Annotated in this window: 28 protein-coding genes and 4 pseudogenes; 27 read left to right on the forward strand and 5 right to left on the reverse strand. The window is 72.8% G+C overall.

What is annotated here, in order from left to right; genetic code table 11:
* Window positions 1-162: 162 nt before the first annotated feature.
* The 6 genes and pseudogenes from ABT048_RS36325 to ABT048_RS36350 all read left to right on the forward strand — a co-directional run.
* Window positions 163-1632, forward strand: coding sequence for an SCO6880 family protein (locus tag ABT048_RS36325; protein WP_350525886.1), 1470 nt, complete (start codon window positions 163-165; stop codon window positions 1630-1632).
* A 35-nt stretch (window positions 1633-1667) separates the two neighbouring features.
* Window positions 1668-2117 (forward strand): DUF6238 family protein, encoded by a 450-nt coding sequence (locus tag ABT048_RS36330; protein WP_350525887.1) that lies wholly within the window; start codon window positions 1668-1670, stop codon window positions 2115-2117.
* A gap of 23 nt (window positions 2118-2140) precedes the next feature.
* On the forward strand, window positions 2141-3646 hold the full coding sequence (locus ABT048_RS36335; RefSeq protein WP_350525888.1) for a putative type IV secretion/conjugal transfer ATPase: 1506 nt from the start codon (window positions 2141-2143) through the stop codon (window positions 3644-3646).
* Window positions 3647-4151: 505 nt separating this feature from the next.
* Entirely contained in the window at window positions 4152-5099 is a 948-nt protein-coding gene (locus ABT048_RS36340; protein ID WP_350525889.1) for a DUF6192 family protein, read from the forward strand.
* A 2-nt stretch (window positions 5100-5101) separates the two neighbouring features.
* The gene (locus ABT048_RS36345) at window positions 5102-5524 is read left to right on the forward strand and encodes a hypothetical protein (RefSeq protein WP_350525890.1); all 423 of its coding nucleotides are present in this window, start codon (window positions 5102-5104) and stop codon (window positions 5522-5524) included.
* A gap of 38 nt (window positions 5525-5562) precedes the next feature.
* A pseudogene (locus ABT048_RS36350) lies at window positions 5563-6487 on the forward strand (IS5 family transposase); the annotation flags it as partial.
* A gap of 43 nt (window positions 6488-6530) precedes the next feature.
* Here the strand turns inward: ABT048_RS36350 and ABT048_RS36355 are convergent.
* The gene (locus tag ABT048_RS36355; protein ID WP_350525891.1) at window positions 6531-6860 is read right to left on the reverse strand and encodes a hypothetical protein; all 330 of its coding nucleotides are present in this window, start codon (window positions 6858-6860) and stop codon (window positions 6531-6533) included.
* Between the two features lie 479 nt (window positions 6861-7339).
* Here ABT048_RS36355 and ABT048_RS36360 point away from each other — a divergent pair, with 479 nt between their 5' ends.
* The 17 genes and pseudogenes from ABT048_RS36360 to ABT048_RS36440 all read left to right on the forward strand — a co-directional run bounded on the left by ABT048_RS36360 (window position 7340) and on the right by ABT048_RS36440 (window position 20888).
* Window positions 7340-8095 carry a hypothetical protein gene (locus ABT048_RS36360; RefSeq protein ID WP_350525892.1) on the forward strand — a complete coding sequence of 252 codons (756 nt, stop codon included), beginning with the start codon at window positions 7340-7342 and terminating at the stop codon, window positions 8093-8095.
* A 33-nt stretch (window positions 8096-8128) separates the two neighbouring features.
* On the forward strand, window positions 8129-8626 hold the full coding sequence (locus tag ABT048_RS36365) for a hypothetical protein (protein WP_350525893.1): 498 nt from the start codon (window positions 8129-8131) through the stop codon (window positions 8624-8626).
* 76 nt (window positions 8627-8702) lie between these two features.
* A complete protein-coding gene (locus ABT048_RS36370; protein WP_350525894.1) occupies window positions 8703-8987 on the forward strand; it encodes a hypothetical protein in 285 nt (94 codons plus the stop codon).
* 527 nt (window positions 8988-9514) lie between these two features.
* Window positions 9515-10561, forward strand: a complete 1047-nt coding sequence (locus tag ABT048_RS36375; RefSeq protein WP_350525895.1) for a hypothetical protein — start codon at window positions 9515-9517, stop codon at window positions 10559-10561.
* A gap of 175 nt (window positions 10562-10736) precedes the next feature.
* A pseudogene (locus ABT048_RS36380) lies at window positions 10737-12528 on the forward strand (type IV secretory system conjugative DNA transfer family protein).
* A 196-nt stretch (window positions 12529-12724) separates the two neighbouring features.
* Complete coding sequence (locus tag ABT048_RS36385) at window positions 12725-13294, forward strand: hypothetical protein (RefSeq protein WP_350525896.1); 570 nt, start codon at window positions 12725-12727, stop codon at window positions 13292-13294.
* Window positions 13295-13320: 26 nt separating this feature from the next.
* Window positions 13321-13554: a hypothetical protein gene (locus ABT048_RS36390; RefSeq protein WP_350525897.1), complete on the forward strand. Its 234-nt coding sequence runs from the start codon at window positions 13321-13323 to the stop codon at window positions 13552-13554.
* Window positions 13554-14732 (forward strand): DnaB-like helicase N-terminal domain-containing protein, encoded by a 1179-nt coding sequence (locus ABT048_RS36395; RefSeq protein WP_350525898.1) that lies wholly within the window; start codon window positions 13554-13556, stop codon window positions 14730-14732. Before ABT048_RS36390 ends, ABT048_RS36395 begins: the two co-directional genes overlap by 1 nt.
* A gap of 310 nt (window positions 14733-15042) precedes the next feature.
* The gene (locus tag ABT048_RS36400; protein WP_350525899.1) at window positions 15043-15771 is read left to right on the forward strand and encodes a hypothetical protein; all 729 of its coding nucleotides are present in this window, start codon (window positions 15043-15045) and stop codon (window positions 15769-15771) included.
* An 88-nt stretch (window positions 15772-15859) separates the two neighbouring features.
* Window positions 15860-16501, forward strand: a complete 642-nt coding sequence (locus tag ABT048_RS36405; protein WP_350525913.1) for an HAD family hydrolase — start codon at window positions 15860-15862, stop codon at window positions 16499-16501.
* A gap of 137 nt (window positions 16502-16638) precedes the next feature.
* Entirely contained in the window at window positions 16639-17229 is a 591-nt protein-coding gene (locus ABT048_RS36410) for a DUF4913 domain-containing protein (RefSeq protein ID WP_350525900.1), read from the forward strand.
* Window positions 17226-17972: a glycosyl hydrolase gene (locus tag ABT048_RS36415; protein ID WP_350525901.1), complete on the forward strand. Its 747-nt coding sequence runs from the start codon at window positions 17226-17228 to the stop codon at window positions 17970-17972. The genes ABT048_RS36410 and ABT048_RS36415 overlap by 4 nt, the downstream gene beginning before the upstream one ends.
* Window positions 17969-18457, forward strand: a complete 489-nt coding sequence (locus tag ABT048_RS36420) for a hypothetical protein (protein ID WP_350525902.1) — start codon at window positions 17969-17971, stop codon at window positions 18455-18457. The genes ABT048_RS36415 and ABT048_RS36420 overlap by 4 nt, the downstream gene beginning before the upstream one ends.
* Window positions 18457-19086, forward strand: coding sequence for a hypothetical protein (locus tag ABT048_RS36425; protein WP_350525903.1), 630 nt, complete (start codon window positions 18457-18459; stop codon window positions 19084-19086). Before ABT048_RS36420 ends, ABT048_RS36425 begins: the two co-directional genes overlap by 1 nt.
* Window positions 19083-19499, forward strand: coding sequence for a hypothetical protein (locus ABT048_RS36430; protein WP_350525904.1), 417 nt, complete (start codon window positions 19083-19085; stop codon window positions 19497-19499). Before ABT048_RS36425 ends, ABT048_RS36430 begins: the two co-directional genes overlap by 4 nt.
* 38 nt (window positions 19500-19537) lie before the next feature.
* Complete coding sequence (locus ABT048_RS36435) at window positions 19538-20326, forward strand: winged helix-turn-helix transcriptional regulator (protein WP_350525905.1); 789 nt, start codon at window positions 19538-19540, stop codon at window positions 20324-20326.
* A gap of 79 nt (window positions 20327-20405) precedes the next feature.
* Complete coding sequence (locus tag ABT048_RS36440) at window positions 20406-20888, forward strand: hypothetical protein (RefSeq protein ID WP_350525906.1); 483 nt, start codon at window positions 20406-20408, stop codon at window positions 20886-20888.
* Between the two features lie 7 nt (window positions 20889-20895).
* Here ABT048_RS36440 and ABT048_RS36445 read toward each other — a convergent pair whose 3' ends face one another.
* Together ABT048_RS36445 and ABT048_RS36450 are read right to left on the reverse strand one after the other, a co-directional pair.
* On the reverse strand, window positions 20896-21153 hold the full coding sequence (locus ABT048_RS36445) for a hypothetical protein (protein ID WP_350525907.1): 258 nt from the start codon (window positions 21151-21153) through the stop codon (window positions 20896-20898).
* 239 nt (window positions 21154-21392) lie between these two features.
* Window positions 21393-22148, reverse strand: a complete 756-nt coding sequence (locus ABT048_RS36450) for a hypothetical protein (RefSeq protein ID WP_350525908.1) — start codon at window positions 22146-22148, stop codon at window positions 21393-21395.
* A gap of 178 nt (window positions 22149-22326) precedes the next feature.
* On the opposite strand from ABT048_RS36450, the pseudogene ABT048_RS36455 reads away from it, so the two are divergent.
* Window positions 22327-23027: pseudogene (locus ABT048_RS36455) on the forward strand (Tn3 family transposase); the annotation flags it as partial.
* Window positions 23028-23302: 275 nt separating this feature from the next.
* Here ABT048_RS36455 and ABT048_RS36460 read toward each other — a convergent pair.
* Both ABT048_RS36460 and ABT048_RS36465 read right to left on the reverse strand, forming a co-directional pair.
* Window positions 23303-23707, reverse strand: coding sequence for a hypothetical protein (locus ABT048_RS36460; RefSeq protein WP_350525909.1), 405 nt, complete (start codon window positions 23705-23707; stop codon window positions 23303-23305).
* Between the two features lie 106 nt (window positions 23708-23813).
* Window positions 23814-24146 (reverse strand): annotated as a pseudogene (locus tag ABT048_RS36465) (site-specific integrase); the annotation flags it as partial.
* A 693-nt stretch (window positions 24147-24839) separates the two neighbouring features.
* On the opposite strand from ABT048_RS36465, the gene ABT048_RS36470 reads away from it, so the two are divergent.
* From ABT048_RS36470 to ABT048_RS36480, 3 genes are all read left to right on the forward strand, one after another.
* On the forward strand, window positions 24840-25406 hold the full coding sequence (locus ABT048_RS36470) for a hypothetical protein (RefSeq protein WP_350525910.1): 567 nt from the start codon (window positions 24840-24842) through the stop codon (window positions 25404-25406).
* Window positions 25407-25919: 513 nt separating this feature from the next.
* Window positions 25920-26150: a MarR family transcriptional regulator gene (locus ABT048_RS36475; protein ID WP_350525911.1), complete on the forward strand. Its 231-nt coding sequence runs from the start codon at window positions 25920-25922 to the stop codon at window positions 26148-26150.
* Window positions 26151-26191: 41 nt separating this feature from the next.
* Window positions 26192-26508, forward strand: a 317-nt coding sequence (locus ABT048_RS36480; protein WP_350525912.1) for a hypothetical protein, incomplete at its 3' end; no start/stop codon positions are given.

Below are 26508 nucleotides of genomic sequence, written 5' to 3' on the forward strand. Positions count from 1 at the left end.
CCACCCCGGTCCCAGACGGGCCCGCCCATCCGCTGGGGGGGGCGGCAGCCTGCCGCCCGCCCCGGGGCCCTGACCACCAGCGAAGGGAGCATCCGCGATGACGTCCAGAAGAGTGCCGCGCCCCCGCCCGCCGCCCGCACGCTCCCCCTTTCTGGAACACCGATGCCCTCCTCGATACCCGACGCCACCCCTGCGTCAGTCAAGTTCCCCCACCGCAGCCGCCGAGGCGTGCTGCTCGGCCTGAGCGCCCCGCAGCTGATCGTCTGCGCCGCCACCGGACTGCTGCTGCTCGCCGTCCTCGTCACCCGGGGCGTCACCGGTGCCCTGCAGCTCATACCCCTGTGGGCAGGTGTCGCCGCCCTGGTGTTCATCCGCTACCGGGGCCGCACCCTCGCCGACTGGGCGCCCGTCGCCGCCCGCTACGGCCTGCGGCGCCTGCGCGGCCAACTGGTCTGGCTCGTCCGCCCCTCCTCCCGTCCGGTACGCGAGGGCCTACTCCACCTGCCGGGCAGCGCGGCCAGCCTGCGCGTGGTCACCGCGCCCGATGGCCGCTACGGTGCCGTCCACGACCCGCACGCCGGCACCCTCACCGCGATCGTCAAGGTCTCCTCCCGCGCCTACGCCCTCCTCGACCCCGGCACCCAGAACGCCAACGTCAACGGCTGGGGACGCGCGCTCGCGGCGCTCGCCCGCACCGGCCAGGTCGCCCGCATCCAGGTCATCGAGCGCACCGTCCCTGACACCGGCGACGCGCTACGCCGGTACTGGGAGGAGCACGGCCGTCCCGACGCCCCGCTCGCCGGTGAACTGTACGGGGAGCTGATCCGCAGCGCCGGTCCGGCCGCCGCCCCGCACGAGTGCTACGTCGCCATCGCCCTGGACTTCAAGGGCGCGCGGCGGCTGATCAACCAGGCTGGAGGCGGCCTCAACGGCGCTTTCGCCGTCCTGGCCCAGCTCACCTCCGCGTTCGAGCAGTCCGCCCGCACCGCCGGCCTCACCCCGGCCGGCTGGCTGTCCGCGGGCGAGATCGCGGCCGTCGCCCGCACCGCCTACGACCCGAAGTCCCGTGCGGCGCTGGACCGCTGGTCCGAGGACGGGCGTCCGTCCGCCGACCCGGCCGCCGCCGGACCGGTCGTCGTGGTGGAGAAGGCCGACCACATCTCCACCGACTCCGCCCACCACACCACCTACTGGGTGGAGAACTGGCCCAGGACGCAGGTCAACCCGGGCTTCCTGCACCAGGTCATGTTCGCCTCCGGCGTGCGCCGCACCGTCTCCCTCGCGTACGAGCCGCAGGACCTCGACTCGGCGCTGCGAGACGTGCGCCGCAAGAAGGCCAGCGTGATCGCCGACTCCGCCGAGCGCGCCCGCAAGGGCCAGGTCTCCAGCGAGGCCGACTCCGTGGAGTACCAGGACATCCAGGACCGCGAACGCCAGCTGATCGCCGGCCACGCCGACGTCGCCCTCACCGGCCTGCTGACCGTCTCCGCGGACACCGAGGACGAACTGCGCTCCGCCTGCGCCGTGGTGGAGACCGCCGCCGTGGGTGCCCAGCTCGACCTGCGCCCGCTCACCTGGCAGCAGGCCGAGGCGTTCACCGCCTCCGCGCTGCCATTCGCCCTCGCCGCGTGATGCCGGCCCTCCCGCCTTCCGAAAGAGCACCCCTGATGCCGGCCACCACCCCCGTCGCGCAGGACTTCGTCCCCTACGCGACCGCCGCGATCGACTTCCACCGCGCGCTCAACCTTCCCGCCGGCCCGCTGGTCGCCTCCCGCGCCGAACTCGACTCGCTCCACGAGCACCTGGTCGCGTTGCACGGCCTCCTGGACGCTCACGCCCAGCGCACCTTCCCGCTGCTGCCGGGCGAGGGCGACCATCTCAAGGCCGCGCGCACCCGCCTGTGGCAGGCCGCCGACCACCTCCACGCCGCCTACCACGCCTCGCCCCGGCCCGGCAGCGGCGAGGTCCCCGGCCCCGACGCCTGCCGCGCCCGACTTCCCGAAGGCGCGCCGGAGCTGAGCATCTGCCGCCGCCACCAGGAGACCGCGCACCTGGTGCGCCGCCGCACCACCCCCGCCGACCTGTACGCCCCGTTCACCGGCCTCGTCCGCCGCTGACCCCCACCCCGGAATCCGTGATCATGCCCAGGAACCGCGCCACCGCCAGCCCCCTGTTCGTCCCGCGCAAGACCACCCGCACCCAACAGCGCGCCGCCCGAGCCGAGTTCGCCCAGGCCCGCACCAAGGCCCGCCACGCGCAGCCCGCCGCCGAACGCCCCCAGAACAGCGGCCCCGACGCGGACCTCCAGCCCGTCTACCCGGCTGCCGGCCGCTCGGGTCCGGCCTCCGCCCGCGGCGGCAAGCTCCGCCTGCCCAAACACCGCCTGACCACCGCCGTCGCCGGTGGGGCCTACCCGTTCCTCGCGGAGGCCGGCCTTGGCGCCGAGGGAATCTTCGTCGGCCGCGACCTCCATGCCGAGGGCTCGTTCTGCTACGACCCTTTCACGCTCTACAACAGCGGGCGAATAGAGGGGTTCACGAACCCGAACGGCATCTTGTGCGGCGTCATCGGCATGGGCAAGAGCGCCTTGGCCAAGTCCATCGCCACCCGCGCCATCGCCCACGGCTACAAGATCTACGTGCCGAGCGACCCGAAGGGCGAGTGGTCCGGCCTGGCCGAGGCTCTCGGCGGCCAGACCATCGCCCTGGGCCCCGGCCTCCCGGGCAGGTTGAACCCGCTCGACGCCCCGCAGCGCCCGGAGGGGGTGAGCGAGGAGGACTGGAGCAGCGAGGTCCGCAAGCGACGCCTGCTCCTGCTGGCCAGCCTCGCGGCCACCGTACTCAAGCGGGACCTGCTGCCGATGGAGCACACCGGCCTCGACGTCGCGCTCGACCTGGTCGTCGCCGACACCGACGCTGCCGGCACCGTGCCGCTGCTCGGTGACATCGCCCACGCCCTCGGCCGCCCCGACCGCCTCGACGCCGCCCTCGGCGGCCAGGCCGGAAGCCTCGGCCACGCCACCGACGACCTCGCCCACGCCCTGCGCCGCCTCGTCCACGGTGACCTCAGCGGGATGTTCGACGCCCCGTCCACCGTCGTCTTCGACGCGAACGCGCCGATGCTCTCCATCGACCTGTCCCGCCTCGGCAGCAGCGGCGACGACACCGCCCTCGTCCTCGCGATGACCTGCGCGAGCGCGTGGATGGAGGCAGCCCTCGCGGACCCCTCCGGTGGCCGCCGGTGGGTGATCTACGACGAGGCATGGCGGATCATGCGCCATGTCGGCCTATTGGAGCGGATGCAGCAGCAGTGGAAGCTCTCGCGAGGCCTCGGCATCGCCAACCTGCTGATCCTGCACCGGCTTTCCGACCTGCTCTCCGCTGGCGACGCCGGATCGCGCGGGCGTGTTCTCGCCGAGGGCCTCCTGGCCGACTGCTCGACCCGAATCATCTACCGCCAGGAACCGGACCAGATCCCCGCCGCCATGGCCCTGCTCGGCCTCACCGGCGTCGAGGCCCAGGCCATCGCCGCCCTCACCCGCGGCAGGGGTCTGTGGAAGGTCGCCTCGCTCTCCTTTATCGTCCAGCACCTCCTCCACAGCCGCGAACGGGCGCTGTACGACACCGACTTCCGCATGGCCGCCTGACCGGCCTGAGTTCAGAAATCCTGAGAGCGTGTGTCTGAGCCGGGCACGACAAGTCGGTTTGGTTAAGCGGGAGTTCTAGGCTGGCGGGATGGCTGGTGGTCTGGAGCGGTCGTGTCCGGCGTGTGGTGGCCGGCTGGGGTCGGGGCGCGGGCGGATTCGGTGTTCTGTTCGCCGCGGTGTCGGGCGGCGCATTGGCGGTGGGTGCGGCGGTCGCGTGTCAAGGTGGCCGCTATCCGGGCCGGGGTGGTGGTGTGCTGTCCGGTGTGCGGGGTGTCGTGGACGGCGGGGCTGGAGCGGGTGGCGGGGGCGGTGTTCTGTTCGGGGCGGTGCCGGACAAGGCGTGGAGACAACGGGCCGGGCGTGCGGGGGGGGGGGGCGGTTCGCAACCGTCGTGATGCCGCTGGTGGCCGGGTGCGCGGTCGTGCTTCCGTGCTCTCTTCCGGGTGCGGAGCGTCGGCGCTGATTCTGGCCTGGGGCCGGGGGGTGTCGGGCGGCGGACGGTGCCGTGTCCTGGGCCGGTGAGGTGGTGGTCGGCGTGTCGGAGTCGGTTGGTGCGGTGTCGCTGGAGCGCTACGACGAGCTGGTGGCCGAGGGCCGGGACCTGGTCGAGCAGATGGGCCGGTGCCAGTTCCGGATCGGGGACATGGCGTTGGAGATCGAGCCGATGCGGCCGGTGGGCGGCGGTGAGCACGGGGTGGACGAGGTGTTCACCGTGACCGGCTCGCTGAAACGGTTCGCCGAGGACATCGGCCTGTCCTTCCACACGGTGAAGACCTACCGGTGGACCGCGTCCAGGCGGCCGGCCGAGCGGCGCCAGCCGAAGGTGGCGCACGGCATCCACCGGGTCCTGGGCTCGATCGAGGACGAGGAGCGTCGCTTCGCGGTAATCCTGGACCCGCCCGTGCACGAGCGCTCGGGAAGCCGGCGGTGGACGCGGGATGCGGCGAGCCGGGTGCTGGGCTGGCAGGTCGCCTCGCCGGTGACCACGCAGGAGAAGGTCGAGCGGATCCACGACCTCGCTGCGGACGACCGGGTCGCCGTGAAGGTCGCCTCCGACCTCCTGCGGCGACCGGAGGTCGCGTTCCGGGTGATGGCCGAGGACGACACCGCCCGGCACATGGTCAACCGGGCCCAGGTCGAACGCGCGAAGCAGTCGGCGGAGGCGACGCACGCGAAGGCCGCCGAGGCGATCCGGGCGCCGGTGCCGCTGCTGCACCAGGTGCAGTCGACGATGTACTTCGTCGACCTGGTCGGCGCGTGCACGGCGTTCGTCGCCCAGGTCGGCCGCGTCGTGCCGGCGCTGCGCGGCCACGTATTCAGCCCGGACGAGCGCGCCACCGTCGAGCGCAACCTGTCCCGGGTGCGGGGCGCGAGCGACTGGGTGGAGGCGGCGGTGACCACGGGCAACACCGGCCTGGACGAGGGCCTAGCCGCGCTGCTGCGGGAGCGGTAGCCGTGCCAGCGCCCCGCAGGCGGCTGGCCACCAACGTCTGCGCGGACCAGGTCTGGGTCGCGCTGCGCGAGGCCCGCCCGGCCGGCCTGACCACCAGGCAGTTGATCGCCGCGACCGGCCTGAACCCAAGCCAGGTCCGCCGCGGCCTCATCCACGTGCGGGAGATCACCGCCGCCGAGCACATGGCGCCCCTGATCTGGACACGCCGTGACGGCTTCCGGTTCACGGAGAAGCCCGCGGAGCTGGTCGCGTTCGAGAAGGCCCAGTTCCTGGCCGAGTTGACCCGGATCACCCGCCTGATCAGCGCCACCGTCGCCCCGCACGCGGCCCTGTTCCCCGACGACGAGTACGTCCAGCTCGTCCTGCAGCAGCTCGGCGGCGTCCGTGCCTCCCTGCACATCCTCGCCCGCGAGAGGCGCCGCTGACCCCAGGCCCGGCACGACGACGAGGAGGTGGGCGTCCGGTGCGCGAACGCCGCTACCGCTCCGACACCACCGACGCCGAGTGGGCCCCTGCTCGAACCCCTCCTGCCCGTCCCGGCCTGCCGGACCGCCCGCGGCGGCCGGCCCGAGGCCCACCCCCGGCGCGAGATCGTCGACGCCATCCTCTACATCGTCGACAACGGCGCCAAGTGGCGCTCCCTGCCCGCCGACTACCCCGCCCCCTGGCGCACCGTCTACGGCTACTTCGCCCGCTGGGCCAAGAACGGCGTCCTGCCCCGCATCCTCGACCTCCTGCGCCGCCGGATCCGCCTGCGCACCGGACGCAGCCCCTGGCCCGTCGCCCTCGTGATCGACAGCCAGTCCGTCAAAGCCGCTGACACCGTCCCCAGAACCACCAGCGGCTACGACCCCGCGAAGAAGCTCACCGGCCGCAAGCGCCACCTCGCGGTCGACCTCGGCGGCCTACTCGTCGACGTTCTCGTCACCCCGGCCGATGTCCCCGACCACGACGGCGCCCGACAACTCCTCGCGCGCCTGCACACCGCCCACCCCGAGATCACCATCGTCTGGGCCGACTCCGCCTACGCCGGCGACCTCGTCGCCTGGGCCGAGAAGCACCTGCGCATCACCATCAAGGTCGTGAAGCGCCCGCCCGGCGTCCAGGGCTTCATCGTGCTGCCCCGCCGCTGGGTCGTCGAACGCTCCCTGGCCTGGTTCATGCGCGCCCGCAGAAACTGCCGCGACTACGAACGCCTGCCCGCCCATGCCGAGGCCCACCTCGCCTGGAGCGCCATCACCCTCATGCTCCGCCGCCTCACCCGCACCCCCGGCACGACGACCACCGAACCGCGCGTCAGCCTCGCCGCGTAGGCCAGCGAGGCCACGGCGTCTCCGGCCCGGTCCGCGCCTGCCCGCCCTGCCGGAGCGCGGCGGGCGGGCAGGCACGGAGGTCGGCCGCTCGGTCGTCTCCTCCCGAGCGGCCGCCGGGTCAGGAGAAGACGACCGAGCGGAGCTTGAGGCGGGGGCCGAGCCTCTTGCCGGGGTCCATCACGTAGTAGGTGTCGCCGCTGCAGCCGAAGTCGAGGAAGACCGTGGCGGTGGAGGAGGTGCGGTTGTACGGGGCGAAGCCGGGATCCGCGTCCGTGACGAGCGGCAGGTCGATGCACTCGCCGCTCGGCGGGTCGATGAGGAGGTTCGGCAGGCCGAGGGGGCCCCACTGGTACTCGAACTCTCCGGCGGCGGCGTGGGCGGAGGTGGGGACCGCGAGGGTGAGCGTGAGCGCGCCGACAGCGGCGACGAGGGAATGACGAAGACGCATCAGGAGTCCTTGCCTGAGAAGCGCCGGTCCATCCGGCACAGTGTTCGGTTCCCGACTTCTCGCGTCGCCATGGCCACACCCCCCGGGGACAGGGCAAAAACCACCCATCCAGGTGTATTCCAGCCGTACGAAACACCGTCACTGTGACACCAGACCGAACGCCTCACCACAAGCCATCACAGTCGGGGCGCCATGACCTGCACGTTCAGTTTGAACACACGGTCTGAACCCAGGGGTCCGCCACGGACGGCTCGCTCCTCGCACGGGACCGCGAGGAGCGGGTCGCAGCCACCCTCATGCGCGCCAGCTGGCTCCGGGGTCAGAGCACCCCGGACGTGCGGCGCCCGGCCCGGTGGCCATGCGCTCTACCAGCAGATTCCAGCCGGGCCAAACTCCCGGTTCTCCGCATCATCAGCTCCGCCGGAAGCTGTCCTCACCGCCCCGGCAGCCCTTGCCCGTACCAGCGAAGCGGAGCCCCAGTGCCTGCCGCCGACCCCACCCAGCTTCCCGACGTCGCCATCGGGCACCACCCGAGCCACGGCATCGTCGCTTCCCTGCCCACCCAGTCGCCCGCCGCCGAGTGGATGCTGGAACGCCTCGACTTCCAGCGCCTGCCCGGCAACCCGAAGCTCTTCACGCTCACCGACCAGCACCGCGAAGCCCCCGAGCGCGCCGCCTGGGCCGCCAAGCTCCTCACCGGCGCCGGCTACCGCGTCGACACCGACATGACCCTGGCCGCCGAACCCGCCAACAGCAAGCACCGGGCCGGAGCGAGGCAGACCGACGCCCAGCTGGAGGTCTCCGAGCCGCGCACCCCCGCCCCGAGTGCGGGCCCGGACGTCGCCATCGCCGAGCACCCGGGCCTGGGTATCGTCGCCGCCGTCAACGACGACCTGCCCTTCAACCCGGGCATCTTCCTGGACACCGATGGCTGGCGCCATCACCGGGAACTGGACGTCTACCTCCCCCCGGCTGGCACCCGGGCGGAGTCGCTCGACGTGGTGGCCCACACCGTCATGGGACTGCGGCGCGGCAACTTCCAGGTCGCCTTGCAGCCCCAGCTCGCCGAGGATGTCGCCGCCCACCGCACAGCGGTCCGGCAGGCGTTCACCACGCACAAGTTCCGCGTCGACGAGGCCGCGCTCAAGGCACCCGCCACTGTGTCGACCGCCATCGCGGCGAGCCCCCCGCCGGTGGCGGTCGACCCGCGCATCGCCTTCGCCCGCACCCGCTAACCACCCCACCTCACCCCTCAAGGAGCAGAGCGCATGGCCGTGAAGAAGATCTGGCAGATCCCCCACTCGTGCGGGCACGAGGCCGAACGCGACCTCGGCGACCGTCCGGCCGACCGCCGGGCCGGCTTCGCCGAGTGGCTGGCCAAGCAGGAGTGCACCGACTGCTGGCGCGCGGCGAAGGCCGGTGACGAGGCCGAGAAGACGGCGTGGCTGGAGGCCAAGCGGGCCACCGAACAGGCCGAGTCGGACGACTGGTCGAAGCAGTACCGGATGCCGCCGCTGGAGGGCACCGAGAAGGGCATCGCCTGGGGCGTCCGGTGCCGCCATCAGGTACTTGCCGCCGCCTACACCGCGCTCGTCCTCGACGCCGGCATGGCGGAACCCGAGTGGGAGCTGATCGAGGACCAGGCCCGCACGATCACCCGCGCCGGCTGGTGGATCGACCAGCGCGCCTGCAACCCCGGCGACCTGCCCGAGCTGCTGGAGGCGGCCGTGGACACCGACCGGCCGACCGAGAACCCCTTCGTCTGACCTGTCCGCGCCCTGCCCCGGCACAGATCACCTTCTCCAACTCCCTTTCTCTTCGCAGCGATTCGAAAGTCCCGCCATGTCCTCCTCCCCGCTGTCCTGCACCGTTCGGCGTACCGAGAGCACGACCGACCTGCTCACCGAGCTGAATGACGACGATCCCGGTTTCGAGTCCTACCTGCTGGCGTCGTGGTCGCCCGGTCCGCCCTCCGAGGAGGACATCGTCCTGCTGGACCTGGCGGCGCTGCTGGACGAGCCGCTGGCGCTGCGCAAGCTCCGCACCGGCCACGCCCCGTCCCGGCACCTGACCTGGCACTGCTCAATCCGCAGTAACGGCCCGGCCGCGCTCACCTACGACCAGTAGTTCGAGCTGACGTGGAAGGTGCTCGACGCCACCGGCATCGAACCGGACGACGACCCCGACGCCTGCCGGTGGGTGGCCCTGCGCAACACCGCTGGCCGGCTCGACCTCGTCGCCACCGTCATCCGCCAGGACGGCCGCTGGGCCCGGCTGCACAACGACCAGCGCTGGGCCCGCTTCGCCTGCGAGGACTTCGCACGTGACCGCGGGCTCACCCCGCAGCACTGGCGCTCGAAAAACAGCCCGGCTGGCCCGGCCACCAGGCCCCGCCGCCCGCCTGAGAGGGAACGCCGTGATCGCCCACCTGCAGCGCGCCACCACCACGGCCGCACTGATCCCCGCGCCCTACGGCCCGGACGACCCCCGCCACCGGCTGCGTCCCAGGCTGATCGGCGCCGACTACCGGGGAGCCGACAAGCAACTGCCCCTGTTCGGCGACCCCGAGGAGGTCCTCGGCGGCGGCGTGCTGGACGCCCCCGCCCAGCGGATCGGCGCCCCGGGCACCGGAGCGGCCGGTGTGGATGTGCTCGGTGCGCTCCGACCCCCGGTACCCGGACCTGAGCGATGCCCAGTGGGCCGACGTCGCCCGGCGCCTGGTCACCGCGACCGGGCTCGCCCCCGCCGGCGACCCGGACGGATGCCGGTGGGCCGCGATCCGCAACCTCGACCACTCGGTGCACATCGTCGCCACCGTCGTCCGCGAGGACGGCCGCATCCACGGCACCTACCGCGACGCCCTCCACGTACAGGCCGAATGCAACCGCATCGCCGCCGAACTCGGCCACCTCCCCCGGACCATCCCCTCCGTCACCACCGCCAAGGACTACCGGATGCCCACCCCCGCGATCAGCATCAGCATCGAGCCGAGCGGCAGCGTCTCCGCCAAGGGCTCCAGCGACGACCTGTCCGCCGCCCTGCTCAAGCACGCCGGCTTCCAGGAGAAGGCCGACTGGTACGGCCGCCGGCACCGGCTGCCGACCACCACAGCCCACGCCGACCGGGTCGCCGTCGCCACGCACGCCGCCGAGATGCTGCGCGCGGCCCGCTACAACGTCGACCTCGACCCCAAACTCGACACCGGCCGCCTCACCACCCCCACCGACCCGCAGGGCCTCAAGGTCGCAGGCCGGCAGGTCTTGGAGCTGGCAGACCAGATCCGCGGCGCCTCCAGCGCCGCCGACGCCGCCAAGGCCCTGGACCAGCTCCTTGACCCCGACGACGGCGTCCTCGCCCGGCTGCGGGAAGCACTGGAAGCGGTGGCGGAACAGGTCACCAACCTCGCCCCCGACGAGTACGAGCTGTCCGACCGCTTCTCCTCCGGCGCCGAACTGATCGGCACAGCCGAGGCCGAACTCGCCGACACCATCAGCGACCTGCGGACCATCGGCGCAGCACCCGCAGGGCCCGAGCCGGGCCACCCGGTGCAGGTCGCCGATTCCCTGCGCACCCGGGCAGCGCTCGCCCGCAGCGCCGCTGCCCCGGCTCCCCCGTCCATCGGCCCGCTCGCCGTAGCCGCCCCCGCCCGGGTGCCGTCCGTCCCGGCCGCCTCAGCGGGGCCCGTCGGCCGAACCCGCTGACGGCGCGCCTGCCCCGCGCCTGGCCTCCGCGTGCCCGCGGCGGACCCGGTCCGGACTGCCGCATGCACCCGCTGAGACGTTCCGTCAGTCCCGCCTCCCAAGGAGAGCACCGTGATCCGTACGAGAGCCGAGCGCGCCCCGCCCGCTGCCCGCTCGCACCCTCCTGGACTCCCTCTTGCCTGCCCCGCGCACCGGCGCGCCGTCAACCACCTCCGGCTCGGACGCGCTCCTCAATCTCCTGTTCGCCGTCGTCGTCGCCGCCCTCGCCTTCGGCTCCCTCGCCTGGCTGACCTGCAGCCTCACCAACTACTTCTTCGGTTCCGGCGATTGGGCACCGTTCCACGCCACCGAAGCCCTCCTTCACCCCGGCCGGCTGTGGCCCCACCTCGGCCCGGCCGCCCTCCTGGTCGGCGCCCGCATCGTCCCCGGCACCCTGACCCTCGCCACCACGGCCACCGTCCTGGTGCTGTGGCTGCGCCACCGCTCCGGAGCCAGGAGCGGCCTGGCTCGCAAGGCGGACATAGCGCCACTCCTGGACGCGGAGATCACCAAGAAGGCCCGCAGCCTTCGCCCGAGTTTGAACGGCCGGGAGTGTAAAAGAGGTCGAGCCAAACGACCGAGGCATCCTCATCGGCACGCTCTCCCCGGGCAGGGCCGAGGTCCGCGCCTCCTGGGAGGACGTGATGGTCGCCATCATGGCGCCCCGCTCCGGCAAGACCAGCGGCATCGCCATCCCCGCAATCTTGGCAGCCCCCGGACCGGTGTTGCTGACCAGCAACAAGGCCGCCAACGACGCCTTCACCGCCTGCGCCGACGCCCGTGCGAAGGTCGGCACGGTCTGGACGCTCGATCCGCAGCAGATCGCTCACCACCCGCGCGAGATGTGGTGGGACATCCTCGCCGACGCCCGCGACCTCGCCGGCGCCAAACGCCTCGCCGGGCACTTCGTCGCCGCGTCCGTCGACGAGTCCAGCGGCTCCGACTTCTGGTCGACCGCGGCGAGCAACACCCTCGGGTCACTGTTCCTGGCCGCCGCGAGCCACCGCCGCCCGATCACCGACGCGCTGGTCTGGCTCGCCTCCCCGTCCGACCGCACCCCCATCGACCTCCTCACCGACGCCGGCCACCACGCGGTCGCCGCTCAGCTCCAGGGCACCGTCACCGGCGCCACGGAGACCCGCGATGGCATCTTCGAGACGGCGCGGCAGTACGCCAGCTGTCTGCTGGACCCGGAGATCGCCGCCTGGGTCACCCCCACGCCGGGCCTGCCGGAGTTCAAGCCGTTCGACTTCGCCTCCTCCCGAGACACGTTGTTCCTGCTCAGCAAGGACGGCGGCGGCTCGGCTTCGGCGATCATCGCGGCTGCCGCCGACGCGGTGATGCGCGCGGCTGTCATCGTGGCGGAGCGCTCCGGCGGTCGGCTCGACCCGCCCGCGCTGTGCGTGCTCGACGAGGCCGCGAATGTGTGCCGCATCAGCGACTTGCCGGACCTGTACTCCCATCTCGGCAGCCGGGGCGTCATTCCGATCACCATCCTGCAGAGCTACCGGCAGGGCCAGCGCTGCTGGGGCGAGGCGGGCATGGACGCCCTCTGGTCCGCGGCGACCGTCAAGGTGATCGGCAGCGGCATTGATGACGCCGACTTCGCGGACAAGCTGTCGCGGCAGATCGGCGAGCACGACGTGCAGACCGTCTCCGTGTCCGACTCCGGCGGCGGCAAGTCGACGTCGGTGTCGATGCGCACCGAGCGCATCCTGCCGCCCGACGAGATCCGCGCGCTCCCCAAGGGCAAGATCCTGCTCTTCGCGACCGGCATGCGGGTCGCGGTGCTCGACCTCAAGCCCTGGTACAAGGAGCGCTCCGCCAAGGAGATCGGCCCAGCCTCCGCCCGCGCCACCAAGGCCATCACCGAACGCGCCCTCGCCAAGGGCACCGCCACCCCCGGCGACTTCACCCTCTCGCCCTAACTCGCCCCACCTGGCGGCGCCGACCCAGGAGTCCGCCCTTCTTCGGCCGGCGCCGCCCCTCCTTCTCCTCCGCTTCGCCCGGGTGTGCCACGCCCACCCGCCCACGCCAAGGACACCGCTGTGACCACAACGACCGCCCGCGGGCCCCGCCGAGAACCTGATCGACCCGGACGGCGCCCGCGCCACCCTGCGGTCCGTGCACAGCGTCGTCGGCGTGCTGGACGGGCGGCCGGGCCTGGACGGCGCCGAGGTGCTGGGCCTGGTCAAGGACATGCTCGCCGGCGAGCCGCCCAGCGCCGTGTTCGAGATCGCAGACCGCGCCGGCCCCAGGCCCGAGACGCGGGTGGCCGCGCCGCCGTTCGCCGGTCCCGGGTGGAACGACCTGGGGCGTTTGTGGGCCTTCCAGGACGCCGATGCCGGTACCCACGTGAAGGCGTACCCGATGGGCGGCGAGGACTGGTACCTGGACCTGCGGTCCGCGCAGGGCCAGTTGCTCGCCTTCGGCTCGGAGACCGCCGACGAGGTCGCCGCCCTGGCCCCGGCGCTCACAGCCAGGGCCGAAGCGTGGTCCCGGGACCGCAGCGAGTACGGCTGCCGCCGCTTCGCCGACACCGCCCAGGCCGTGCGCAAGGCACCGGACCAGGCCCGGGTCCGGGCCGCCGCCTCTTCCTCCCCCTCCCGCACCGCAGGCCGGAACGCGCCGCCGCAGCCCCCACCCGATGCCGGCGCGGTGGCAGGCCCGGCCGCCGCCCGCCGCAGCCGCTGACCCGATCGAATCCCCGGAAGGTCCCCGTGTCCGACACCAACTCCTCTGCTGCCCACCACCGTCCGGCTCCGCTGACCGGGGCGCCGGTCGTCCGCCGGGGCGGCCAGTGGTGGCTGATCACCGGCGAAGGCTCGATCCTGGCCACCGACCCGACGTTCAGCGGTGAGCTGGACCGCTTCGCCGCCGCGAAGGCCGCCGCCGACCTCGCGGTGGCCCAGCTGCGCGCCGACCGCGGCGCCCGTCGCCGGCGGAGCCGGTGATGGACCCGCTGCTCACCGGCGAGCAGGCCGTCCTCGGGGCGGTCCTGCTCGACCCCCGCCAGCTCGGCGGCCTCGACTGGCTGGAGCCGCGCGACTTCTACCGGCCCGGCCACCAGGCGCTGTTCGCCGCGCTGCGCAAGCTCCGCGCCGAGGGCCACCCGGCCCTCAGTACGGAGGGCGCGGTGCCGGTGGCGTGGCTGACCGACACCCTCGCCGAGGCCGGCCAGCAGGTGCGCGGGCTCACCGCTTCCTACCTGCACACCCTCGTCGCCGCCTGCCCGCGCCCCGCCCACGCGCCGCTCTACGGGCGGATGGTGCTGGAGGGGTCGATCCACCGCACCATCGCCGAGCACGCCGCCCGCCTGCTCGCCGTCGCCCGGGAGGACGCCTGGCAGCACGAGGTCCGTGGCACCACCGCCCACGCCGATGTGCTCGCCGGCGTCCTGGACGACCTCGCCAAGCGCTGGGGAACCCGCCCCCGGGCCACCGCCCCCAGGACACCCCTCCCTGCCGCCGGAGAGCCTCCCGCGGCGGCCCAGGCGGAGGACGAGCAGTTCCTGCTCTCCCTGCTCATCCACCAGAACGGCGCGATCGGCGAGGTCTTCGACTGGCTGCGCCCCCAGGACTTCGCCGTTCCCGGCCACGGCCAGCTCTACCGCTGCCTCGGTGCGCTCCATCACCGGGGCGAGCCGATCGACCCGGTCACCACGCTGTGGGAGGTCCAGCGGCGCGGCCTCCTTGCCGAAGGCATGCTCACCGAGGAACAGCTGGGGCCGGTACTGCGCGACGGAGCGGCGGGTTCGGCAGAGTGGCTGGGCGAGCAGCTCCTGCGTTCCTCCCTCACCCGCGCCGCCGCCGGCGCCGCGCAGCAGATCGCCGCCCACGCCGACGACCGGCGCCTCGCCCCCGGGCAACTGATCGGCCACGCGCTGCACGCCCTGGGCCCGCTGGAGGAAGTACGGGCCCGCTGGCGCACCGCCACCTCCCCTCCCGCACCGCCACCGGCTGCCGCCGACCAGGCCGCCCGCATCCAGGCCGCGCTCGCGCGAAGCCCCGTCCGTCCCCGTACCCGCGCGAGCCCGACACCGGTACACCGTGAACTCGACAGCACCGCAGGGGCCCTGGTGGGCGCAGGTTTCGGGCTCCTCAGCCCGCAGCGTCGGCCCGGAGTGGGGTGACGGCATGGGCCCGCCATCGCGTTGGCGAGGGCGGGCCCATCGGGCCTCCGGGACACCAGGAGGTGGCCCTTGCCCCGAGTCGCCCGTCCATCTGCTCATCGTTCAATCGCGCAGCAGTGGGGCACTGTCAGATACCAGCAAAACGACACGTTGGCCCATGGAGAGTGGCTGCTGCCCACGCCGAAGGCGTCGGACGGGATCAAGGGCTCGCCGAACCAGCGGCACGGCGGCGGGGACCTGAGCCTGCAGTCGGCGGCGGCCTCGCTCCGGCCCTCCTCGACCTGCTCTTCCCGGCCGCACCCAGGGTCTGGTGTTCGTCGCTGGCCCCCTGCTGGCCACCGGATTCGCGGCCGGAGCGGGGGCGACCACGGCACTGGTGGCGACCGCGGCGCTCGGTCTGCTCGGCACCGGCCTGGTCGTCACGGCCCAGCCCTCCCGTACCTGGACACCGACGGAGTTCACCGAGGGGGTGCACTGGGCAGGTCCGCTGCGGGTTCCGGGACTTCGGGTGCTGTTCGCCGCGCTGATCGGCACCGGTGTCGCGCTCGGCGCCGTCAACGTCCTGGCGCTGTCCGCCGCCGAGCGCCACCACGCCGGGTGGCTGGCCGGGGTGATGCCGGCCGCACTGTCTTCCATCGGCAGCATGCTCGGCGGCCTCGCCTACTGCCGCCACGCCTGGCCCGGCGCCCCCGCCCGGCACCTGGTCGCCGCCTCGATCGGCTTCGCCGCCGGGTGGCTGCCGCTGCTGCCCGACCCCGCGCCCGCCGTCGCCGTCCTGGGCGCCGTGCTGCCCGGCACGTTCCTCGCGCCGCTGCTGACGGCCGCGTTCCTCACCGTCGACCGCCTCGCCCCCGAGGGCGAATCGACCGACGCGTTCGCCTGGCTGATCGCCTGCATCGGCATCGGCCAGGCCACCGGCACCGCCCTGACCTCCATCGTCGCCCCGGCCGGCCCGCTGCTGGTCGCCGCCGTCCCGCTCGCCGGGGCCGCCTTCGCGCTGTGGCTGCTGTGCCGTTTCAACGACCGCCTCTCCTCCTGATCGCCCCGCTCCCCCCGAAGGACACCGCCGTGAACACCACCCTCTTCGCCGCCGCAACTCCCGACACCCGCATGCACGTGGTCTGGGACTGGAACGGAACGGTCAAGGACGACCTCGACGACCACGTCGCCGCGCTCAACGCGACCCTGCCCGCGCTCGGCGGCGAGCCGGTCGACCGGGAAACCTACCGGGCCAAGCACACCGTGCCGATCCCGAACTTCTACGCCCGCTTGCTCGCACGGTCACCGAGCAGGAGTGGATCTCCAGCGACAACGCCTTCCTGGAGCACCTGCGCGCCCAGCCGGTGCGGGTGCGCGAGGGCGCCGTCGAGCTGATGGCCGCGATGCGCGAGGCCGGTCACACGCAGTCGTTGCTGTCGCTCTGCCCGCACGACACCCTCGTGCGGGAGATCGAGCAGGCCGGCATCGGGCACTTCTACACCCGGTTCGAGGGCCGCACCGGGCCCTCCGGGGGCACCAAGGCCGCCCCGCTCGCCGCCCACCTCGACGCCCTCGGCCTCGCCGAGCAGGCGCACCGGGTGCTGCTGGTGGGCGACGCCGTCGACGACGCGGACGCCAACGGCGCCTACGCGGTGCTGCACACCGGCGGGCTGCACCACCCCGCCAAGCTCGCCGGCTCCGGCCACCCGCTCACCGACACCCTCGCCGACGCCGTCGCCCTCGGTCTGCGCCTCGTCCAGCACCGGGGCGCCCAGCTGGCCTGCGCCTAGCACGAGTCGGCGGCCGTACCAAACCGCCGATCCTGCGGACCATCTCCCCAACAACCGCTTCAACGGAGCCCCGCTATGACTCGAAGAAGACCCGCCACGCCCGCCCTCCCCGTCCACCCGACCCACCTGGATGTGCCATGTCCGAGTCCGTCCCACCGACGGGCTCCCCCGAGCCCGCGCCGATCCGCATCGCCGACGAGGACCTCGACGACCTCGTCAGCGCCCTTCACCTCACCATGGCCGAGGTCCGCCAGCACGGCGTGATCCTCGACCGCCTCGGCTCCGAAGCCGACGACGAATCGGGGTCCGGCCCAACCGGGCCGGACCCCGGGACCGGGGACGAACCCGGCTCCGCCCCACCGCTGTTCATCCTCGCCATGGGCGGCGCGGAGTACGCCGCCGAGCTGGCCGAGCTCTCGGCCTGGGTCACCCACCTCCTGCTGCCCGTCTACGGCAGGGAGATCGGGTCCACCCGGCCCTGGTGCGCGAAGTGGCACGAGCACCCCGAGGCCGTCGCCCGCCTGCACGCGTTGTGGCTCGCCTGGCAGCAGCTGACCGCCGCCGAGGCCGGCCAGAGCGGTCCTTCGACCTGGCACCGCGACCACCTCGACCACGCCATCGCCCAACTCCGCGCCCCGGACGGCCCGTTCGCGGCGTGCGCCACCAGCCCGTCCCGGCCCGCCCACCGTGTCCTGTCCACGCCCGACCAGCTGGGACTCGCCGCATGAGCGCCGACTTCGACCTCGGCGGCCTGTCGCCCGCCGACGACCGCTCGGGCCTCCTGCGGGACATCGCCGCGCAGAGCGACCTCGACCTCCTGGCCCGGCACGACGCCGGCAACCGCAGCTACCTGCTTGCCTTCGACAACGGCGCCGCGTGGGGCCCGGGGCGGAACCTGCCGGACCTCTTCACGTTCGACGTCCGGCACGACCAAGCACAGGACACCTTCGCGCTGGACGCCTCCGCGCACGCCAATGTGGCGTTCGCGCAGAAGTGGCTCGCCGAGCGCGGCTGCCCGCCGGAAGCGATGACCGTGGACGGCGACCTCGTCGGCGCCGACGAACTCACCTACCGGATCGAGGACCAGATCCACCGCGCGGGCGAGCGCTACGAACTGATAGACCTCGCAGCCGCCCGCGAGAGCCCGGGCGAGGCGTGGACCATGGTCACGGACAGGAACGCCACCGAACTGCCCGTCCGGCTCTTCATCGAGCACTCCGACGCGGAGCAGAACACCTACACCATCCGCGAGGGCGCCTTCCCCGACCGCACCGGCGCCGAGGCGTGGCTGGCCGAGCGGAACACCCCGCTGCCCGAGCCGCCCGAGTACCGCAACGACGCCGACGCGCTGCGCACCCGCGCCGCGCTCGCCCGCAGCGCCGCCCCGGCCACTCCCGGCGTCGCCGAGATCGTGGCCGCCGCGCCCGCGGCAGCCGCCCTCGCGCAGCCCGACCGGGGGCAGTCACTGTGACCCGCGCGAAGTTCGGCTTCTCCGCCCACCCCGACGCGATCTCCGACCTGCGCCAGCTCCCCGACGCCATCCGCGACCAGGCCCTGCTGCACCTGCAGGACCTCGTCCGTGGCGAGCGCGTCGCCAAACGCCTCGAAGGCCGGCTGGAGGGCTGCCACAAGATCTACCTCGGCGTCGGCGACCAGTGGGCCAGCCACCGCCTGGTCGTCCTGTTCCGCGACTCCCCTCCCGAGTGCCAGCACCGGCGCGAGGTCCACCTCGTCGCCGCCGGCCCCCGGCTCGACTACCAGGTGTACCGCTCCGCCCAGAACCGCCTGGGCCGCACCGGGATCAACCTGCCGACCGGCCCCGGCCCGGCCGAGGAAGCCCGCGTCCGGGCCGCCCGCGCCCAATCCGTACGCCCCGCACAGGCCAGCGCCAGCCCCGCCCACACCACCGCTTCCCCCGGCTTCGCCACCAGCGCCGCCGCCCGAAGGGCCCGATGATGACCGCCACCCCCACCCATGCCGACCTCGCCCTCTGGCTCGTAGAAGCCGCCGAGGCCGTCTCCGGCATCGCCACGGCCCGGCACACCGCCCCGCTCTCGCGGTCTCACCTCCACCCCGTCCTCGGGCCGCTCACCGCCGGGCCGAAGGCGATCACCGCACTCGCCGACCGGCTGGAGGACCTACTGGAAGCGCGGCGGCCAACCACCCCCGTCTCCCTGTTCACCCTCGCCTCCTACGTCTCCGCCCTGGGCTGGCTGACGGAGTCGCTCGCCGACCTCACCCAGGCCGTCGACGCTCTGGTCACCGAGGCCGACCACCCGACCGACGACAACGGCACTTCCGGCTTCGACCTGGCGGACTACGCCCCGCAGGACCGGCAGGCCATCACGGTCCTCGCCGCCGAGGCCGCCCTGCCGCCCAGCCTCTACCTCCAGCTCCTGGGCCGGGCCCTGCTCGCCTGCGCGGAGTTCACGGAAGCGTGCGCGGAGATCATCGGCGCGCTGATCGAGGACGCCCACCGCCTCCTGGGCGAGTCGGTCAGCGCGGTGCGCCTCGACGGCGAGGGCCCCGACAGCCTGCCGACCCTGGTCCGCACCCTCCTCGCCCGCCTGGAGGCAGCCCGGTGAACCCGCACAACCCGCTCACCCACCCCGGCTGGGACGACGAGCGCGGTTCCGCCCGAGCGGGGCTGAACGCGATGGAGCACGGGGACCTGTGGCTGCGCGAGAGCGTGCACGGCGACAAGTACGTGATCTGGGGCTCCGGGCGCGGTGCCCCGATCGAGGCTGAGGCGGTCGAGCGGCTGGTCGGCGCCGGCCTTGTCGCCGTCAACACCAACACCTCCGCCTCCGCCTCCCGGATGGGGCACATGCTCTCCCTCACGCCCGAGGGCGTAGCGGCCAACTCCGCCGCCCGCACAGAGCGGCTTCGCCAGGTCGCCGCCCTCTACCGCGGCATCACCCCCACCTCGGTCGGCGCCACCCCGGCCGTGCCCTCGCCAGGAACGGCACGGCCCTCCGTCTCCGCCCGTACCCGTTGAGCAAGGAACTGTCGGCCATGTCCGCCCAGATCACTCCCATGAGCGCAGCCGATTCGCAGCGCGTCGAGACCGCGCTGCATCGGATCGCGCCGAAGTGGACCACCCACGTCGTCCACACGATCGCCAAGTACTGCCCGGAGATGCGGGTTGCCGACGTCGCTCAGCACCTCACGGCGTTGTCCTCGTCGTACGTCAGCAAGCGGTTGGCGTCGATGTCCGAGGCCGGCCTGGTGACCCGCGACGGCACGTTCGACCGTGCGGCGCCCTACCGGCTCTCGTCCTCCGCCCGCACACTCGGCCCGGTCTACCGCACGCTCGCCCAGTGGTCCTCCGACCACATCGACCGCACCCCGCAGGGCCGATACGACCGGGTCGAGGACGCCCTGCAGTGCCTGCAACTCGCCGGCACCACCGAGACGGTCCGCCTGTTCTCGGAGCACGGGAGCATGCGACTGCCCCAACTTGCCGAACGCCTCGGCGCCTCCGAGCAGTTCGCCGCAACCCGGCTGAACCGCATGCAGGCGGACGGCCTCGTCGCCCGCACCAGCGACCGGCACGGCGCCCCGTACGTCCTCACCGCCGCCGGCCAGGCCCTCGGCCCCGTCTACACCGCCCTCCAGCAGTGGGACAGCCGACACACCGCCGCCGTGGCCCCTGCGGTGCCAGCCGCCGAGCGCACTCTCACCTCCCCCGCACAGTCCGCGCGGACCGCGGCGGCACTGCGCCGCAGCGCCGCCCCCTCCACCCTGTTCAGCCACCCTCCGGTGCAGCCGCCGCGCGTCCCCGCCGCTGTGACGGCGGCCTCCCACCCCTCGCGTGGCCGGTGACCTTCGTGAGCAGCAGGACCAGAACGGCTTCCACGGCCCGCCCCGCCCGCTGACGCCCCGCCACCAACCGGAGAACACTGTGTCCGACGCCACCGCCCTCGACTGCGCGGACGCGATGATCGAGCAAGCCTGGGGGCGGCCGATCGCCGACCTGGAGAAGTCTGCGTCCCGCCTGGCCGCCACAGACCCGATGCTGCGGTCGGCCATGCACCACCGGGCCCACCTCGTCGTCGTGTCCAACTCCATCGCCGTGCACCAGGATCGGCTCCATGCCCTCACCCGGCCCGGCCACGTCCCCGCCTTCTACGACCTCGACCGGATCACGACCTCGGCGAGCGCCCTGCGGACGGCCTACGCCGAGAGCAACACGGCCGTCCAGATGATCCGCCACGTGGTCGCCGCCCGCGAGCACGCGCTCACGGCTGCAGGCGGCCCGGACGCCGAACGGGTGCGGGCCGCCACCGCCCGCACCTCGCAGGCGACTCGCCCCCTCGGGCCGCCTGCCGACCGGCCCGCCCCGCCGGCCGCCGCTCCGGCCCCGCTGGTGGCGAACCAGCGGTAGCCGCCGGTCAGTCCGCGGCCCTGTCGTGGTGGGCGCCGAGGTCGGTGGCGCCCACCACGCGGGCCAGTTCCTCCAGGGTCAGCTCCACCCGTCGGCCGTCCGCCAGCCGCTCCTCGACCTCAACGGTCCGCTCGCGCTCGGCCCGGTCCGTAGCGACGGCCCACTGGCCCTCGCCGATGATCGCGACATCGCCCATCGTCCACGCCCGGCCCGCGCTGCGGATCTTGCGTTCCAGCGCCGCCATGTCCCGGCCTCTGCTCGGCATCAACGCCTCGTCCCCCTCCGACTGCGTACGGCCCCGCGCCGCAACCTCGGTTCAGCACTCCGAGGCTGCGATGCATTCCCCTCCGGTTCGCCCACGGCTGTGACCGGAATCGCTAGCTGGCCCGCTTAGGTGCTGAACTGGCGGGTGGAGAGCCGATTTGGAACTCCACCAGCCCGACGCAGTCACTCGGCATAGCGAGATTCGAGGGAGTGCCATCTGGCGGTTCCGACCGCCGCTGGTCACTTGAATGCCGGGGGGCGGGCGTGGAAGAGCTGGTTGCAGTTACCGGTGAACTCGGGCCAGACCAGCATCGGATGGCCGCCCTTGCCGCCGGGGACGTCCATCCTGCCGCGGTGCTCGCCCTGGACGCTGTAGTTGTTGTACGCCCGGCCCGACCCTGCGGAGTTGTCGTTGGCATCCATCTCGTCGCTGAGGATCCACCGGTCGACGGTATTGACGTCGAACTCCAGGGCGTGGATGTGGCGTGTTCCGTCGTCCTGGAGCTCGGGGTCGGCGTTCAGGGCCTTGCCGGCGTGGGCGCCCGTCTGGACCACGACGAAGTATCCCTGCCTCCCGTTGAACTTCTGGCCGGCCGGGACGAGCCGAAAGAGGTCGTAGACGTCATCGGCGGGGTCGTCGCCGCCGTCCTGACGGTTGATGTTGTCGCTGAAAAGGACGTTGTGGTCGGCGTCGTACATCATGAGCTTGGACCCGCGCACATCCCACGGGTAGGCGACCATCTGGATCTGGTACGGGTCTCCGCTGAACGGGTCCGCGTGGTACGGGTTGGTGTTCAGGTCGCACCCCATGATCAGGGCCTGGAGGTAGAGCGCCATGAACTCGCCGGCCGCGAGGATGTCACCGATACAGGACCCGAACAGCGCGTCCATCTGCGCCTTGAGGCTCTCGCAGGACGTCCCGGGCCGACTCTGCCGGTCGGCGAGGAGCTTCCTGATCTCCTCACGCCGCTGCTCGGTCACGGGCTGAAATCCCATGGTGTACACCCTTCCTCCGGTCACGTGCGAGTCGATCGCCCACACAGGGTCCAAGGTGCACACACACCAGCTGGTTACGGAAAGACACTATCCGGTCACGATTGGACACCCCGACCGGCTCGGTGAGCCCGCCAACTATTGGTGTCGAACGGCCGCCTATCGGTCCAGCCACAGCCCGGCCCCGTACTCCGACATCGTGTTCGGCCTGCTCACCCTCGCCTGGTTCGTGTACGCGCCGCAGCTTGCGGACCTGCCCGGCCGGAAGGTGTGGTGCATCAACCGCGCCACCGGCTACGGGGCGTTCAACGACGCCGCCCTGGGCCGGGTCGACCAGGAGCGCATCGAACGGAACTGGGCGGACGTGCTGCGGATCATCGGATCGATCCACACCGGCGCGGCGCGCCTACGACGTGATTCGCATGCTGTCGCGCGACGGCCTGCAGACGGTGCTCGGTGCCGCGATCGCGCACTACGGCCGGATCGCCAAGACCCTGCACATATCCTGCGTCTGGCCGACGAGCCGTCCTACCGACGCAGATCAAGGCCCAGGCCAACCTCCAGGAGGGCCGCCACGCCCTCCCCCGGAAGATCTTCCACGGCCGCGTCGGCCAGCTCTACCGGCACTGCCAGGAGGGCATGGCGGACCAGATCGGCGCACTCGGCCTGGCCCTCAACGCCCGGGTGCTGTTCAACACCCGCTACATGGACGCCGCCCTCGACCGGCTGCGCGCTGGCGGCTTCGACGTCCGCGACGAGGACGTCGCCCGCCTCTCCCCGTTCGTGCGGCGCCACGTCAACATGTTCGGCCGGGACAGCCTCCTGCTGCCCGAGATGCCCGGCGGCCTGCGGCCGCTACGGCGACCCGGAGCAGGCCGAGACGTGAGCCCGAGGCCGTGGCAGCCACCCCTTGCGGGGTCCTCTCGGCAGCGTCCGCGCTGGTCACCCGGCTCGCAGAGGGGGCCGGGAGCCGTCACGGCCGGCGGGGCGGTGACGGCTTCGCGGACCCGCCGAGGGGCCCGGTAGGCGGCCTGCACCGGCGCGCCCGCTCGACCATGTCCCCGCCGTACGTCGGACGTGCTGTGCGGGTCGCCCGCTCAGGCGGGCTCGATCCCGCCGCTCTCCAGGCCGAGCCCCACGTCGCCCCGGGTATGACGTCACGCCGTCGTCAGCAGGTCCCCGCCGAAGCCTTCGAGGATCAGTCCGTTGTCGAACCGCACCGTGTAGGTCGTGGGGATCTGTCCAGCCTCCGTCACGTTGCGAGTCAGCCCCGCACGGAGCTCCTCTTGCGGAGCCATCCCCTCGCTGACCGCCTTGTCGTAGCCCGCCAGCACCTCCTTCGCTTCCGCGATGGCGGACTCGGCGTCCCGAGCGACCGTGACGACGCCTTCGAGGTCCTCGGCGAGGTACAGCGCCCCGGCGAGGGTGGCGAAGGTCGTCGACACGCGCTCCACACCCCTCTCTTGGGAGTACGTGCCCGCACCGCTGCCTGTCACGACGGTCTGCTCCGTCACCTTCGCGTTGCTCGTCAGCTTCACCTTCGTGCCGACCTCGTACGTCATGGAACACTCCCCTATCGATCACGATCGTGGCCATGGCAAGCGTAGCCAAGCGATCACCTAGGGGAGCCGGATTCGGCCTTTTCGACCCATCCACACGATCAAGCCGTCAGCTGCGGTTGTCGCCGGGGGCGAGCAGGCTGGTGACGGCCGCGATGGCCTCCGCTGAGGGCTTGAAGTACCGGCGGATGTTCTCTGCCTTCTTGTCCCAGGACTTGGCCATCAGCATCAGCCCGAACGCGCCCCGCTCACCGAGGTGGGTCAGCGAGGAGTGACAGTACTCGTGCAAACCCCAGGCCAGCGCGGTGTGTGCTTCCAGCAGCGCCCGGGCCTGGCCGCAGGAGATGCGGGCCAGGCCGGTATCCGGGCAGACGACCCGGGCGGCGAGCAACTTGCCCGGGCCGGGGCGGCAGTGGGTGACGAACACCGGGCCGACCGGTCGCGACGGCTTCGTCGACCCTCCCCAGGCGGACGAGGAGGCGCATCAGTGCCGCCCGGTCTTTCGGGTAGTCGCGAGGCTCAATCCCCTAGCGCAGCACGGCCTCCGCCTCGGACGCCCGCCCAGCATCCTCCAGCGCCTTCGCGTACACGTCGAGAGCGGAGCGGCGGTCTTCCGCAGCGAGAGCCCCAGCTCCTTGATCAGGCCCTGCCGGGCAAGGAGTTCCGCGTAGCACTCCGGGAAGTTGACGGGGTGCCGCTGGCCCGAGGTCCTCTCTGCGCGCAGGGCCTCGACAGCCTCGTCCGTACGCGCGGCCCGCTCCAGAACCCGGGAGATCAGCAGCAGCACATCCCGCCGGTCTGTCCGGCCCGCCCCGCAGGACTGACCGCACCGCTCGCACGCCGCGCCCTCCATGCGCTCTGCTTCCGGCGTGAGCAAACTGCCACCGGCATCCTGCATCCTGCATTCAGCGACCAGGTGACAACTATCTCGACCAATCACACACCCGCTGCAGTCCGGCGCCTTCAGTGGCCAACAATCGTTGCCAAGGGCCAACTAGCGATTCCAGTCGCACACGGCAGACCACCGGTCCCGAAAAAGGACTAGCAACTTCGGGATGCTGCATGTCAAAGTTCGGGTCCCGCCGAAACCGCAGGCCAACGAAGGGAAACCGCCGCGAACACCCACCACCTCGGCATGCACCCGCTCATCGTCACCGCCGCCGCCGAACACCGCGTCCTCGCCAGCCCGGCCCTGCGGGTCGCCCGCGCGGACGAGGTCCGCCCCGGCGACCTGATCGTCTCTGCCTTCAAACCCGCCGCTCCGGGGCGCCTGCGCCGCGCGGACTTCTTCGCCAGCGGCCCCTACCCCGCCGCCCCCGGACCGTACGACCCGACGTGCGAATGCGGCGTCTGCGGCCTGCCCGAAGTCGAGGGCCCGCACGGGACCGTGGTCCTCACCCGGGACGTCCCCTGGGAGTGCTGCGACCCGTGGCCCGCTGACGAACCCCGTCCTCATCCTTCCCCGCCACCGGACACCCAGGAGATCACCGTGCCCCAGTACCTGACCGTCGCCCACTTGATCGCCCAGCTCCAGGACGTCGACCCGGGCCTGCGGGTCCGCCTCGCCGTGAACCCCGACTTCCCGTTCTCCCACCTGCTCGCCTCAAACGTCGTCGTCCACGACGGCCTCGTCTACCTGGCCGAGGACGGCCAGGAGGGCTACCTGCCCACCGCCGTCAGCGACGAACTCGCCTGGGCCTGAACCTCCCCGCTCGAAGGAGAACCGCATCCCGACCGCTCACCGCCCCCAGCCACTCGACCGCCTCGCGCTGCAACCCCTGCCGCCGTGGGCAAGCGGAGCACTCGTCCGCCGCGTCCCCGCCGACCCCGGAAAGCCGGTCGAGGTCCTCTGGCTCCCGCACACCGCCCCCAGACTCCCCTTCGGCCGCATCCTGCTGCGGTGGGAGAAGGCCCCCGAGGCCGGCTGGGACGTCACCGCACTCCTCGGCCTCGCCACCACCGACGTCCACCTCGCCCGCTGCCCCCCGACGACCGGCCCCGCCTGGTGCGCCCCACCCTGCACGAGGTCACCGGCCTGTGCTCCGCCCTCACCGTCGCCACCGCCGCCCTCGAACTCGCCAACCGCCTCGGCGACTCCTGAACACCACCGCACAAGGCCTCCCCGCGCCGACCAGCCGGGGCGGCCTCGCCGTACACCGGCCCGACCAGCGGCGCGTACGCTCATCACCGGAACACCGAGGATGAGGACACGCGCATGGCCGACGACCAGCAGCTCTGGGGCTACACCGAGGTCGCCAAGCACCTGGGCATCAGCGTCGGCGCCGCCCGCAACCGCAAGAACAGGGGCACCCTGCCCGACCCCGACGACACCAGCATCCCGGACCGCCCCCGCTGGAAGCCCTCCACCTTCCAGGACTGGAAGCCCCTCGGCCAGGGCCACCGCAGCGACCTGCACGGCAATCCGTCCGAGCCCGCCTCCGGCTGACCGGCCGGCACCCGACGAGTACGAAGAAGGACTACCTGCCGATGCCCAACCGCCTGGTCCGCCGTCCCGTCGCGCTGGTCGCCTGGTGCTGCGCCGCTGCGATCGGCGCCGCCACCGCGATCGGCGCTGCGGCGACCGGCACGTACGCGGTGTGCGCCGCAGGGCTGTTCGCCCTCGGCGGCGGAGCGCTGGCCGCCTACCGCACCGTCCGTGTCACCGAGAACCGGACCGACCACGCCGTCCTCGAACGCCTGCAGCGCAGCCCCGGTCTCACCGCCGAGGGCATCGCCGCCGCCCTCGGGCTGCGCCCGGCCACCGTCCGGCTCAGCCTTCACCGACTGGCTGCCGCCCGTCAGCT

Source organism: Kitasatospora sp. NPDC096140, assembly GCF_040303045.1.
Taxonomy (GTDB): Bacteria; Actinomycetota; Actinomycetes; order Streptomycetales; family Streptomycetaceae; genus Kitasatospora.